Raw genomic sequence first — 12,508 nt, forward strand, 5'->3', positions numbered from 1 at the left:
CATCTTAAATTTCCATTATTTCCACAATTAGTTATTCAGGAATATGTCCCGATACATAAAGAATGAGCACAATTCTTGCTGCAGAATTGCACCCGAGTACGGAAGTTCCTTTTTTAGGAGGAATTGTTTAACCCCTTAAGCTCATCAAAATCTGCCGGTCTACAAACCGAATTTCTAAATATAATTTCCAATCACACCTCATGAACTGACCTAGGGTCTCCAATCAGCTAGTTTTCTTTACCTACTTGGTGAAAGCTGCTCTCCAGCTGTAATTTTTCAGTATGAACGAACATATTTGCTGCGGGCATTTGTACTTGATTCTCATGGAATATAGACATAAGTTCAAACCTTACTTGCCTAGAAGTTTCAAAATACTCCTCAGGTTTAACCGAACCTATAATACAAAATTCGTACCCAACATATTTAAGACTTGGATTTAAGTCTGTAACACCAATATAGTGAAATGATTCAACAGCCTCGTCCTCTATCCTATATAGGCTTTGATCCAATTTTTCATTGCAGATAACACATACTTTTTCTAACAATTCCTTTATTCTTGTAGGATTTTCCTGATAACTTACCGTAATCCGTTCAATAACCCGCATCCAGCCTTTATTAAAATTTTGTATCGTTCTAATCTCTCCATGTGGGATGGTAAGGAGTTTTCCCGACCATTCACGAATTTGCATAAAGCGAATACTGATTTCCTCAATGGTACCTGAACTTGTTCCGTTAAAAGTAACAAAATCGCCGACACGAAACTCTTTGTCCGTTAATCTTGCGAACCCTAATATAACATCTTTTAGCATCTGTTGTGCAGCAAAACCAACGACAACTCCGGCAATCCCTGCGCCTGCAAGAATACCTTTTATATCTACAAATTGACTAATTAGATAAATAACAAGACTGATTAAAATTCCATACCTAAAAATTGACCGAATTACACTTTGAATCGTCTGTTCTACTTCTTCGTCAAAAAAACTTGACTTCCTAAAAAACCAATCAATAATACGGTTTATGACAAAGGAAAAAGTCATAAGGATCAAAGCAAATAGTATAAATCTTAAAAGTAAAAACTCCCTTACATAATTAAAAAATTCCTCAGTAAAAGTTAATAAATTCATCCATCCACTTCCTTAACTATGTATTTTGATTTTTATTCCCAGTTCATCTTCAACAACATCACCCTTTAACGAAACAACTTATTGTCACTCAACAGTTCCTTAATCGATCTTTCAATTCCAGATGTTCTTTTCCTTTTTACTATAAATATACCCCTTTAGATTATCTAAAGGGGTATAACGGTGCAATTTTTTTTAAAAAAAGTACGACTTTATTTCAAATCCACATTAATTTAAATCCAGGCGTTTTTTATACGCTAAATGTCCTGTTATGTCCTATGTCATTTCTATTGTGATTTCAGGCATGATGTCTTCTCAGTTTATATTTTATCCCGCTACTTTAGGGCAGTAATACTCCCATCTCAAAATTCGGCGGGAGCAAAGAAGTTAAGTGGGCGATAAACTGCCCGTAAAGGCCCGATTGGTAAGGGTTAATAATCAGTGGGGGATGAAGAACCCCCCCACTGATTAAAGTTTCACTTTATGAGTAGCATGCACCGATAGCAATCCTATATCATATTCGTTTTATATAGATAGAAGCAAACCAGAATATGACAAGAGATATTAAATAAATTGTCAAATAAAATTAAAAATCATATTATAAATAATACTTATTTAGAATTATTATTTTGACGTACTCATTATCAATTGTTATACTGGAAACAAATGTTCTTGAAAAAGATTCTCATTTCCGATATTGGGGTGAATATAGATGAATAAGAAGAAAATAGGTTTACTTGTGATGGCGTATGGAACGCCAGAGTCATTAGAAGATGTGGAGGCGTATTATACGCATATTCGTCACGGACGTAAGCCATCTCAAGAAGCGCTTGACGATTTAGTGGGACGCTATAAAGCGATTGGTGGTATTTCGCCACTAGCGAAGATTACAAAGGAACAAGCTAGAAAATTAACAAATGAGTTAAATAAACGTTTTTCAGAATTTGAATTTGTATGCTATTTAGGATTAAAGCATATCGCTCCATTTATTGAAGATGCTGTAGAAGAGATGAAGCAGGACGGTATTGAGGAAGCAATTAGTATTGTGTTAGCGCCTCATTATTCAACGTTTAGTATTAAAGCATACAATGATCGTGCTCGAAAAATTTCTGAAAGTATAAATGGTCCCGCTATAGAACCGATTGAACAGTGGTACGACGAACCGAAGTTTATTGCATATTGGGCAAACGAAATCAAAGAAACATTTACTAGAATTGCAGATAGGGAGAAAGCTGTTGTTATTTTTTCGGCGCATAGTTTACCAGAAAAAATTATTGCAGCGGGAGACCCATATGTGAAGCAACTCCAGCATACAGCAGATTTAATTGCTGAAGCAGCAGGTACCCAGCATTATACAATCGGCTGGCAAAGTGCAGGAAATACACCAGACCCATGGATTGGACCAGATGTACAGGATGTAACGAAAGAGTTACATGAAAAGCATGGTTATGAATCTTTTGTATACTGTCCTGTTGGTTTTGTAGCAGAACATTTAGAAGTGCTGTATGACAATGATTATGAGTGTAAAGTTGTGACTGATGAATTAGGTGTATTCTATTTCAGGCCAGCTATGCCGAATGCGCAAGATTCATTTATTGATTGTTTAGTAGAAATTGTTTCCAAAAAATTGAATGAAATAATTGACAAAAAAGTAATTTTGAATAATAATTAATTTATAATAATTTTAAAAAAGTAATTATTATCATTAAATAATAGGAGGTTCCCCTGATGAATCCAAATAATCGCTTAACAACAAACCAAGGTGCTCCAGTAGGAGACAACCAAAATTCTCGTACAGCTGGTCGCCGTGGACCGGTATTATTAGAAGATTATCATTTAGTAGAAAAGCTTGCTCATTTTGATCGTGAACGTATTCCTGAGCGTGTCGTACATGCGCGTGGTGCGGGTGCTCATGGTGTTTTCGTAACGAAAAATAGCATGAAGCAATATACAAAAGCAGCATTTTTACAAAACGCGGGAACAGAAACACCTGTATTCGTTCGTTTTTCAACGGTTATCCATGGGCAAGGCTCTCCAGAAACAGCTCGTGATCCACGTGGATTTGCTGTGAAGTTTTATACAGAAGAAGGAAACTATGATATCGTTGGTAACCATTTACCTGTTTTCTTCATTCGTGATGCAATTAAATTCCCTGACATGGTGCATTCTTTAAAACCAGCACCAGATACAAATATTCAAACGCCAGATCGTTACTGGGACTTTATGACATTGTCTCCAGAGTCTACACATATGATGACGTGGGTATTCTCTGATTACGGAACTCCAGCAAACTATCGTCAAATGGAAGGTTTCGGAGTACATGCATTTAAATGGATCAATGCAGAAGGTAAAATTGTTTATATTAAATATCATTGGAAACCACAGCAAGGTATTCGTAACTTAAGTGCAAAAGAAGTAGAACAAGTGCAAGGAAAAGACTTTAACCATGCAACTCGTGACTTATTTGATGCGATTGAAAAAGGGAATTATCCAAAATGGGATCTTCACGTACAAGTGATGCAACTGGATGAAATGGATTCTTTAGACTTTGATCCGTTAGATCCAACAAAAGTATGGCCAGAAGATCGTTTCTCATTAATGGAAGTAGGAACAATGACATTGAATCGTAATCCGCAAAACTTCTTTGCAGAAGTAGAACAAGCGGCGTTTACTCCAAGTGCAACTGTACCTGGCATTGAACCGTCTGAAGATAAATTATTACAAGGACGTTTATTCTCTTATCCAGATACACAGCGTTACCGTCTTGGGGCGAACTATTTACAAATTCCTGTAAACTGCCCGTATGCAGCTGTTCGTAATCAACAACGTGATGGTGCAATGCAAATGAATCAACAACCATCAACAATTAACTACGAGCCAAGTCGCCATGCGGAAAACCCAGTTGAGGATCCAGCATACCGCGACTCAACTATGAAGCTTGAAGGTTATGTATCTCGTGAAAAAATCGATAAACCAAACGACTTCAAACAAGCAGGTGAGCGTTACCGTTCATTCTCTAAAGAAGAACAAGACAACTTAATCACCAACTTAACAAACGACTTAAAAGATGTGCATGAACAAACAAAATTACTTGCAATTTGCAACTTCTTCCGTGCAGATCAGGAGTACGGTATGCGTTTGGCGAAAGCTTTAAACGTTGATATTTCAGCGTATGTAGGAAAACCTGCGAAATAAAAAACATTTTTAATTCTCTTTTATTCTCAAATTTAAATTGCGATATGTATCTATAAATATAAAAAGGCGACTGATTTTTTGCAGTCGTCTTTCATTTTTGTTTATGTGTAGATGATTTATAATTAATAATCTTCTTTTCTCAAGCATTTATTAGTAAAAAGCTGTGTTATTTAAAGGGGGGAGATATCGTTGAACAAGAAAAAACAAATTGGTTGCTATGCACCTCTTGGATTATCTTGTCAACCTATATATCCTCCATATCCACCCCCGCCAAATCCAGAGTGTGAACTCGTTTCTAATGAATTTTCAGGGAATTTTCTTGTGAGGATGGGCAAGTACAAAGTTTAGAACTATGGAAATTTGATGGAAAATACAGTCTCTGTATACAATAGCTCAAACAGCACAGATCCTGTCAAGATTGTTATTAACGGTATATCTACAGCAACTTTAGTTGTTTTACCTGGCAATACAACTTCTTTTACAGGAACAGAGTTTCAATCTGTTGTGATGATAGACATCCCGAATGCTTCTCTGTCTTATTTAGAGGGGAAGTATTGCTGTCAATTTACATATTGTCACTCAAAAAGTAATCGCATTTAATGTTCTTGTTTGAGCGGTAACCGTAATGGAACCAGCTCCTATAGATCTTTGAGAAAAATTCACAACAACCGTATACGTATTTGTTCCAAGCAATGTATTGTTATCAACAAATGATATTGGAATCACATCTGTTTGCGTGACAGTTGCTAGAAGGGAAAGTGTTCCTCCTAGCTGGTATGTCTCTGTTATTAATGGAGTTCCGTTTCGTTGTAATTGAATCGTAATACCGCATTGAAATACAACTGCGATTAAGGTTTGAAGTACCACTTGTAACTGTAAGGTCCCATCTATTTTTACTGGCTGTAAACTGTTTGTTGTTGTAACAGGTAATGTTAATACAGTTGTATCTGTTGCAAATGGAATTGCTACATTTCCAGTAACAATTTGTAAAGTACACGTTTGTCTGATTGCTATTATTATTACAATTAGATAAACCATTGCAGCTTAGTGAACCACAACAATTGCAACAACCCATACAAATCTTCCCTCCTTTCTCTATCGTTATTTTTTAAATAAAATATAAATTTCTAGATAAAGAAAGTATGCCAGCTTTGGCATACTTATCGTTGTTATGAAAGCGAATAGCGGCTTGTAATACAAATTTCGCCTTGATGAACGCCGGCTCCGGTTGTTGTAACGCGGATTTGGTTAAAACCGCGCTCTGTAAAGGCAGAGCTACTTTGAGCTGAAATCGTTAGTGTATCAACCACTGTAGCGCCGTTTAAAAAGTCTACTGTAACCGGGTTTGATCCAGCATCGTATTTTATATATCCGGAAGCAAAAATCTCTTGCGCAATATTATTAGCGTATATAATGGTCGTTCCGGTTCCAGTCACACTCCAAGTACTGCAAGCCTGATCTTGAACAAACACTTTGCTTGTACAACAAGAAAGTGCTGAACAACTAGTCTGTATCATTTGTTACATCCTCCCATTCTTTATGAAATTGCATACCGTGTTGTAATACAAAATTCACCTTGATAGGTACCTGGAGTTGCGACTGGTAAAGTAGTTTGAATACGATCAAAACGACGATAGGTAAATGCTACGCTCGTTCCTGTAGTAAGTGTTAAAGTATCAATAGTCCCGCCGGCCGCATCGAGAATTAATACTGTTATAGGCCCTGGCCCGACGTCGTACTTAATGAAACCTGTACCGACGATATTTTGATTTGTATTATTATTATAAAGAGTTAAAGTCAACCTGTAACTGTGGTACCAGACCAGGGACTACAAACCTTATCTTGAACATAATTTTTTTCGGGGCAACAACTTAAAGCTGTTACTGAGCAATTACACGACATAGTTCTTCCCCTTTCCTTATCACCTTTTGAATTCTATATATGTTTATGTCCATGGTTTTCTTTTGCTTGTGCAAGTACCTGTTTTGTATTTGTGACATTTTTGATTTATTAGTAGTGGGGAGTTTTGGTGATTTCTAGTTATATCTTTTAAATGCTTTACAGTGATTTTGAATACTGATCTGTTTTTTCAATCTGTTCTTTGATGCGAAAAATAAAACCTAATAATTATGTATATAAATTTTATGTTTTTCAAGTTAAATTTAAAAAATGAATTTATATATTGGTAGATTACCTACAGGTTGATTAATCTTTAGCAACCTTAAATAAGACAACTGATTTTCAGGCGCTTTGTATTTTAAAATATCTATAAGAACTTTATTTCTTTGCTACATCTTTTACTTTCTCAGTTTTAATTGGGATATCGATCTTAATGGTAAATATCTACATATATGTTAAAAACACATAGACATCCCTGCAAAGGAATATAATGCAAGGAATACTTTTGCAGAGGAGAGAAGAGATGCCTAAGAATAGGAACAATCAATTAACCACTGAGCAAATGATTAGTATTATTAGAAATGGTCTTGAAAACTCGCAATCCCCTAAACATATTATTGTTGTTGGTGCGGGAATGGCTGGACTTGTTGCAGCCTCTTTATTAAAAGGCATCGGGCATAAAGTCACAATTCTTGAAGCGAATGATAGATTGGGTGGACGTGTTCATACTTTGCGCTCTCCTTTTAGTAATGGATTATACTTTAACGCAGGACCAATGCGTATTCCTAATACGCATTCTTTAACTTTAGAATATATTAAAAAATTCATGTTACCCACAAATTTATTTATTAATAGAACTCCGCTAGATATTATTTACGCAAATGGTGTTCAAACACGTCTCAACATGTTTGAACGGAATCCGAGTATTTTGAAATATCCAGTTGTCCCTAATGAAAGAGGGAAAACTGCTGAGGAACTGTTGCTTTTCGTCATACAACCTATTATCAATTTTATTAAACAAGATCCGGAGAAAAATTGGCCACTGCTAGAAAAACAATTTAGAAAATATTCGTTGGGTTTTATCTTAAACTCCTATTTTTCAAACGGTGCAATAGATATGATTGGTGTACTTCTTGATATGGAAGCGTATATGGGGATGTCCTTTGTTGAAGTTTTACGGGAATCCATATTTTTCACATCGACAACTCATTTTTATGAGATAACAGGTGGCATGGATCGATTACCTCAATCATTTCTACCGCAATTAAAAGAAAATATTTTGTTCCATCAAAAAATGACCAAAATCGTTCAGGAAAAAAACAGTGTAACCATTCATTCTATTCATGAACAAACCTCAGGGTATTCCGCGATAACAGGGGATCTCGCTATTATAACCGTCCCATTTTCAGCTTTGCGATTTGTGAAAGTCGAACCGTATGATTCTTTTTCATATAATAAACGAAAAGCAATTCGTGAACTCAACTATATGGCCTCAACCAAAATCGCAATCGAGTTTAAAAGTAGGTTTTGGGAAAGAGTAGGTCAATATGGTGGTAAATCTATAACTGAACTACCAATTCGGTTTACCTATTATCCAAGCTATGGGATTGGTACAAGAGGGAATGCGGTGATTTTGGCAAGTTATACATGGGCGGATGAAGCTTTAACATGGGATAGCTTATCTGAAAAAGAGCGAATTCGATACGCCTTAATGGATTTAGCAGAAATTTACGGAAATCAAGTTTATTTTGAGTTCGTATCAGGTGCTTCCTTTAGTTGGGGGCAAAATCCTTATTCTTGTGGAGCTTTCACGGCTTTCGAACCGGGACAGGAATTAGAGCTGTATCCTTATATTCCTACGCCTGAAGGAAGGGTACATTTTGCTGGTGAACATACGACACTTACCCATGGGTGGATGCAAGGAGCAATTGAATCAGGAATACGGGTTGCGTATGAAGTGAATAACTTGCCGAACGTACCATAACTTGGATCATCGATAGTTGAAAAGGTTTTTGTAAGTGATAAAGACATAAGTGTAAAAACCTAAAGAGGTGAATAAATGGGGGAGAAAGTTCTATTCTTTGGTGATATAGGAATTGATGATGCGGTAGCACTTATATTTACATACTTAACCGACAAAATTGATATTGTTGGGATTGTTGCTGACTATGGTAATGTATCCCGTGAAATTGCGGCCCGAAATGTTCGATATTTAGCAGGGAAAATTGGAAAAATGGATATTAAAATTATGGGTGGTGCACAAAGATCAATGACTGGAGAAGCTCCAGTCTATTACCCTGAAATTCATGGCTTTCATGGATTAGGGCCAATCGTTCTACCTTCAGACATACCAGCTGAAGAATTAGAAAATTTCTTTGGAGTTATAGAGATTATTGAAAGATATAAAGAGGAAATTATTATTGTTAATACTGGAAGGTTAACTTCGCTTGCTACGATGTTTATTCTGTACGGAGATTTAATGAAACAAATAAAATCTTATTATATTATGGGTGGGGCTTTTTTATATCCTGGAAATGTTACTCCTGTATCAGAAGCAAATTTTTATCAACGGTCACAACACAAGGTTTAGAAACATGAAAAGACTGCAAAGCTTTCTTAAAAAAGCACTTTGCAGCCTTTACGCTTCAATGTAAAAAAGACCGTCAATGACGATTATTCTTGCTCAATTAAAGCTACCCTTCAGTTCAAGAAAAAGAAGTATGAATCAATCTGAATCAGGTTTTATCTCTCTAGCTCCTAAGATTTTTCCTGATCTTGCATCAACCTCTACAAGGAATCTTTTGTTATCTTCTGTTGAAATATAGAATTTATAAAACATTACTCCATATATTAGAGACATTTTTACACGTTCAACATTTCCAGGTACTTGTTTAAGGGCTATACCTTGAGCATAATCCATCGTTAATATTCTTTCATACACTTAAAATTCCTCCTTAAATTTTTTTTTGAAATATATTATGAAAAAAAGAAAAAAGTGCTTGTACTAATAAACCAGAGTGACAATTTTTTACTTGCATACTATTAGGGGCCCTGACGACAAAACGCATATATTATACGCTAAGGGCTGCTTTGACCAATAACGAATATTTTTGGTGATTTATCCCGCACTAACGGGCAGTAATACTCCCACCTCAAAATTCGGCGGGAGCAAAGAAGTTAGGTGGGAGATAAACTGCCCGTAAAGGCCCGATTGGTTCAACTAATAATCAGTGGGGGATGAGGAAAACCCCCACTGATTAAAGTTTCACTTTATAGGGTACAGTTCAAAAAAGAGACAACCCTTTTTTTTATTGTACAAGTTATATATTTTAAAATGTATCACTTAGCCTCTTTCTGTATTGCCACTTCACCTAATGATTTCTCGCTATACTCATAAGCCTTCTCCCCATGCATCGAAATATCGAGTCCCAGTTGTTCCTCGTGCTCATGTACGCGAACAGGAAGGAAGAAGTTAATCGCTTTAATAATGGTGTATGTCATGATAATTGTAAAAGCGTATGTTGCCCCAATTGCGACAAGCTGCTTCCAAAGAAGCACGGCATTTCCGTAAAATAATCCATCAGCGCCACCGCTATTTACAGAAGTAGTTGCGAATAGTCCAGTTGCAATACCGCCCCATGTACCACCGATACCGTGACATCCGAATGCATCAAGTGCGTCATCATATCCAAGTTTATGTTTTAAAAAGAAGACAGCTCCGAAACATAGAACCCCTCCAATCGCTCCGATTAAAAGGGCGGAGAACGGAGTGACAAATCCGCAAGCTGGCGTAATCGCAACGAGTCCAGATACGGCCCCGCAAGCTGCTCCCATTACAGTCGGTTTTGATTGGAAGAACCATTCTGCTAAAATCCATGTTAAAGCAGAAGCTGCTGCGGCGGTATTTGTATTAATGAATGCAGTGAGTGCTACGTCGTTTAGTGTAAGGGCACTACCAACGTTAAATCCGAACCAACCAAACCATAATAAGCCTGCGCCTAGAAGTGTAAATGGTAGATGGTGAGGGGAAGGGCCGTTTATGTCTTTTCGTTTACCTAGGAAAATGGCTAATACAAGTCCAGCAACCCCGGATGTGATATGGACAACGTTACCACCAGCGAAATCTAATGCGCCGAGTTCGCGAAGCCAGCCGCCAACGCCCCATACCCAGTGGGCAACTGGATTATAGACGATTGTCGTCCAAAGAAGAATGAAAATAAGAAAAGCAGAAAATCGCATTCGTTCAGCAAATGCTCCTGAAATTAACGCTGGAGTTAAGATTGCAAACATAAGTTGAAACATCATAAATAAATTGTGTGGAATAGTAGCGGAGTAGTCTGGATTTGGTGCGTAGGTTACGTTTTGTAAGCCGAACCAATCTAATGTACCAATGATGCCGTTCCAATCTGGGCCGAATGATAAAGAATAGCCGATAAAAATCCATTGAATTGAAACAATCGCCATTGCGCTATAGCTGTGCATGGTTGTACTCAGTACATTTTTGCTACGAACCATCCCGCCGTAAAAAAGTGCCAAACCTGGCGTCATAATCATAACCATTACTGTCGCTAAAAATAAAAATACAGTATCTCCCATATTCATTCTTTTCCCCTCCTATAATGTTATAAAATATTACATTTAATGTTATGATTCATATCATATTCAATAACTAATAAAAAATCAACATATTTTTCAGAAAATTTTAAATGTTATGTGAGTAAATCTAACATAGATTTTATGTAAGTGCGGTTTGTTCGAAAAATTGATATACTATTCTTACAATTAGAGAGAAGTTGGGGGATATTATGTGGAAAAGAGGAGTGTTCATTTGTTTTTGTATGATATTTGCTTTTTTGGCGCCTATGCATACACTAGCGGAAGAAAAAAGAAAGTGGCAAGATGAAGTGATCTATTCTATTATGGTGGATCGTTTTAACAATGGAGATGCAAAAAATGATAAACAGCTTGATGTCGGAAATTTAGAAGGATACCAAGGGGGAGATATACAAGGGATTATAAAGCGAATAGATTACATAAAGGACATGGGATTCACCACGATTATGCTTTCGCCAATTTTTAAAAGTAAAACGTATGATGGACATGATACGGTTGATTTTAAAAAGGTGAATGAACATTTTGGATCACTGCAAGATGTAAAACAGCTCGTGCAGGAAGCGCATAAACGAGATATGAAAATCGTGTTGCAGTTTGTTATAGAAAAAGAAGAAGCTGTGCTGATTGAATCGATACGATGGTGGATGAAAGAAGTAAATGTAGATGGAAGTTATCTTATACATAGTAAAGAAATATCTCGCGCCTTTTTAAATGAAGTAAAACAAAGTGTTCAAGGAATGAAAAAAGATTTCCTCGTTATAACTGATGGGGAAGAGGGGATACATAATGAGTATTATAAGCATATAACAGATGTTTTCACGAAATCGGATACGTCTATTAAACCGCTTTATGACGCGAGTTTAATAGAAAATGAAAAAATGACAAGTACTTTTGTAGATAATCAAGATAAGAAGCGGTTTGTCAGAAGTGCGAAAGAGAACGGATACTATCCGCCGTCGCGTTTGAAATTAGCGCTTGCGTATTTATACACATCACCAGGGCTGCCGATTGTCTACTACGGAACGGAAATCGCGCTTGATGGTGGGGATGTACCAGATAATCGCCGATTAATGGATTTTAAAACGGATGAAAAGTTTTTACAGTATGTAACGAGATTAGGAGAGCTGCGTCAACAGTTATCATCTCTCCGTCGCGGTACATTTGAGTTGTTATATGATAAAGCTGGAATGAGTGTGCTAAAAAGGAAGTATAAAGATGAAGTGACACTGATTGCGATTAACAACACAAAAGAGACACAAAAAATTTCGTTTTCGGCAAATGAGATAGGGGGAAATAGAGAATTAAAGGGATTATTAGAAGATGAAATCATTAGAGAAGAAGGTGGGAATTATTATCTCATATTGAAGCGAGAAGAAGCAAATGTATATCAAGTGAGAGAAAAAACAGGAGTGAACTGGCTTTTTATTTCTTTATTAGTTGGTGTAAATGTACTGTTTATTGCGTTTTTAATTGCGGTAAAGAAACGGAAGAAATCATAAGAGTGGATATGTTTTGATAGGGCGTGTATTGTGTATAGCAATGAAAACAAAAGCGAATTTGAATTCATTCTCTCCTTTTGTTTTCGCGTGTCAGGGGGCGAAAAAAGGCCCTGACCGCTTCTATGCAAGGTCGGATGCTCGCTCCTGCCTAAAAAGAAAGGTTTTTCATTAATAGTTCAC

The 12,508-nt window shown here is 36.6% G+C and carries 9 protein-coding genes and 4 pseudogenes; 6 read left to right on the forward strand and 7 right to left on the reverse strand.

Features of this window, described 5'->3' with window-relative positions:
• Positions 1-227: 227 nt before the first annotated feature.
• Positions 228-1,124, reverse strand: coding sequence for a mechanosensitive ion channel family protein (locus tag KFD70_RS07780; RefSeq protein WP_336450958.1), 897 nt, complete (start codon positions 1,122-1,124; stop codon positions 228-230).
• 709 nt (positions 1,125-1,833) lie between these two features.
• Here KFD70_RS07780 and hemH point away from each other — a divergent pair.
• The 3 genes and pseudogenes from hemH to KFD70_RS07795 all read left to right on the forward strand — a co-directional run bounded on the left by hemH (position 1,834) and on the right by KFD70_RS07795 (position 4,916).
• On the forward strand, positions 1,834-2,793 hold the full coding sequence (gene hemH / locus KFD70_RS07785; protein WP_431613097.1) for a ferrochelatase: 960 nt from the start codon (positions 1,834-1,836) through the stop codon (positions 2,791-2,793).
• Positions 2,794-2,849: 56 nt separating this feature from the next.
• Positions 2,850-4,316: a catalase gene (locus tag KFD70_RS07790; protein ID WP_336450960.1), complete on the forward strand. Its 1,467-nt coding sequence runs from the start codon at positions 2,850-2,852 to the stop codon at positions 4,314-4,316.
• A 189-nt stretch (positions 4,317-4,505) separates the two neighbouring features.
• Positions 4,506-4,916 (forward strand): annotated as a pseudogene (locus KFD70_RS07795) (S-Ena type endospore appendage).
• On the opposite strand, the gene KFD70_RS07800 reads toward KFD70_RS07795, so the two are convergent.
• The 3 genes and pseudogenes from KFD70_RS07800 to KFD70_RS07810 form a co-directional block, all read right to left on the reverse strand.
• Positions 4,896-5,354 carry a hypothetical protein gene (locus tag KFD70_RS07800; protein ID WP_336450961.1) on the reverse strand — a complete coding sequence of 153 codons (459 nt, stop codon included), beginning with the start codon at positions 5,352-5,354 and terminating at the stop codon, positions 4,896-4,898. The pseudogene KFD70_RS07795 and the gene KFD70_RS07800 sit on opposite strands and share 21 nt — an antisense overlap.
• Before the next feature lie 131 nt (positions 5,355-5,485).
• A complete protein-coding gene (locus tag KFD70_RS07805) occupies positions 5,486-5,833 on the reverse strand; it encodes a DUF3992 domain-containing protein (protein WP_336450962.1) in 348 nt (115 codons plus the stop codon).
• A gap of 20 nt (positions 5,834-5,853) precedes the next feature.
• Positions 5,854-6,218: pseudogene (locus KFD70_RS07810) on the reverse strand (DUF3992 domain-containing protein).
• A gap of 520 nt (positions 6,219-6,738) precedes the next feature.
• On the opposite strand from KFD70_RS07810, the gene KFD70_RS07815 reads away from it, so the two are divergent.
• The gene (locus tag KFD70_RS07815) at positions 6,739-8,199 is read left to right on the forward strand and encodes a flavin monoamine oxidase family protein (protein WP_336450963.1); all 1,461 of its coding nucleotides are present in this window, start codon (positions 6,739-6,741) and stop codon (positions 8,197-8,199) included.
• Positions 8,200-8,274: 75 nt separating this feature from the next.
• Positions 8,275-8,781: pseudogene (locus KFD70_RS07820) on the forward strand (nucleoside hydrolase); the annotation flags it as partial.
• On the opposite strand, the pseudogene KFD70_RS07825 reads toward KFD70_RS07820, so the two are convergent.
• The 3 genes and pseudogenes from KFD70_RS07825 to KFD70_RS07835 all read right to left on the reverse strand — a co-directional run.
• Positions 8,774-8,854, reverse strand: a pseudogene (locus tag KFD70_RS07825) (IS6 family transposase); the annotation flags it as partial. The pseudogenes KFD70_RS07820 and KFD70_RS07825 overlap by 8 nt on opposite strands.
• 86 nt (positions 8,855-8,940) lie before the next feature.
• Entirely contained in the window at positions 8,941-9,156 is a 216-nt protein-coding gene (locus KFD70_RS07830; protein ID WP_336450964.1) for a PepSY domain-containing protein, read from the reverse strand.
• A gap of 398 nt (positions 9,157-9,554) precedes the next feature.
• A complete protein-coding gene (locus KFD70_RS07835; protein ID WP_431613098.1) occupies positions 9,555-10,817 on the reverse strand; it encodes an ammonium transporter in 1,263 nt (420 codons plus the stop codon).
• Between the two features lie 203 nt (positions 10,818-11,020).
• Here KFD70_RS07835 and KFD70_RS07840 point away from each other — a divergent pair, with 203 nt between their 5' ends.
• Positions 11,021-12,328: an alpha-amylase family glycosyl hydrolase gene (locus KFD70_RS07840; RefSeq protein WP_431613099.1), complete on the forward strand. Its 1,308-nt coding sequence runs from the start codon at positions 11,021-11,023 to the stop codon at positions 12,326-12,328.
• Positions 12,329-12,508 lie beyond the last annotated feature (180 nt).

It is taken from the genome of Bacillus pfraonensis (assembly GCF_050768835.1).
GTDB classification, from domain to species: domain Bacteria; phylum Bacillota; class Bacilli; order Bacillales; family Bacillaceae_G; genus Bacillus_A; species Bacillus_A pfraonensis.

What these genes read in the sequence shown, in the direction of transcription:
- KFD70_RS07780 (WP_336450958.1), bottom strand. Translation starts at nt 1,124, where the DNA reads ATGAATTTATTAACTTTTACTGAGGAATTTTTTAATTATGTAAGGGAG.
- hemH (WP_431613097.1), top strand. Translation starts at nt 1,834, where the DNA reads ATGAATAAGAAGAAAATAGGTTTACTTGTGATGGCGTATGGAACGCCA.
- KFD70_RS07790 (WP_336450960.1), top strand. Translation starts at nt 2,850, where the DNA reads ATGAATCCAAATAATCGCTTAACAACAAACCAAGGTGCTCCAGTAGGA.
- KFD70_RS07800 (WP_336450961.1), bottom strand. Translation starts at nt 5,354, where the DNA reads ATGGTTTATCTAATTGTAATAATAATAGCAATCAGACAAACGTGTACT.
- KFD70_RS07805 (WP_336450962.1), bottom strand. Translation starts at nt 5,833, where the DNA reads ATGATACAGACTAGTTGTTCAGCACTTTCTTGTTGTACAAGCAAAGTG.
- KFD70_RS07815 (WP_336450963.1), top strand. Translation starts at nt 6,739, where the DNA reads ATGCCTAAGAATAGGAACAATCAATTAACCACTGAGCAAATGATTAGT.
- KFD70_RS07835 (WP_431613098.1), bottom strand. Translation starts at nt 10,817, where the DNA reads ATGAATATGGGAGATACTGTATTTTTATTTTTAGCGACAGTAATGGTT.
- KFD70_RS07840 (WP_431613099.1), top strand. Translation starts at nt 11,021, where the DNA reads ATGTGGAAAAGAGGAGTGTTCATTTGTTTTTGTATGATATTTGCTTTT.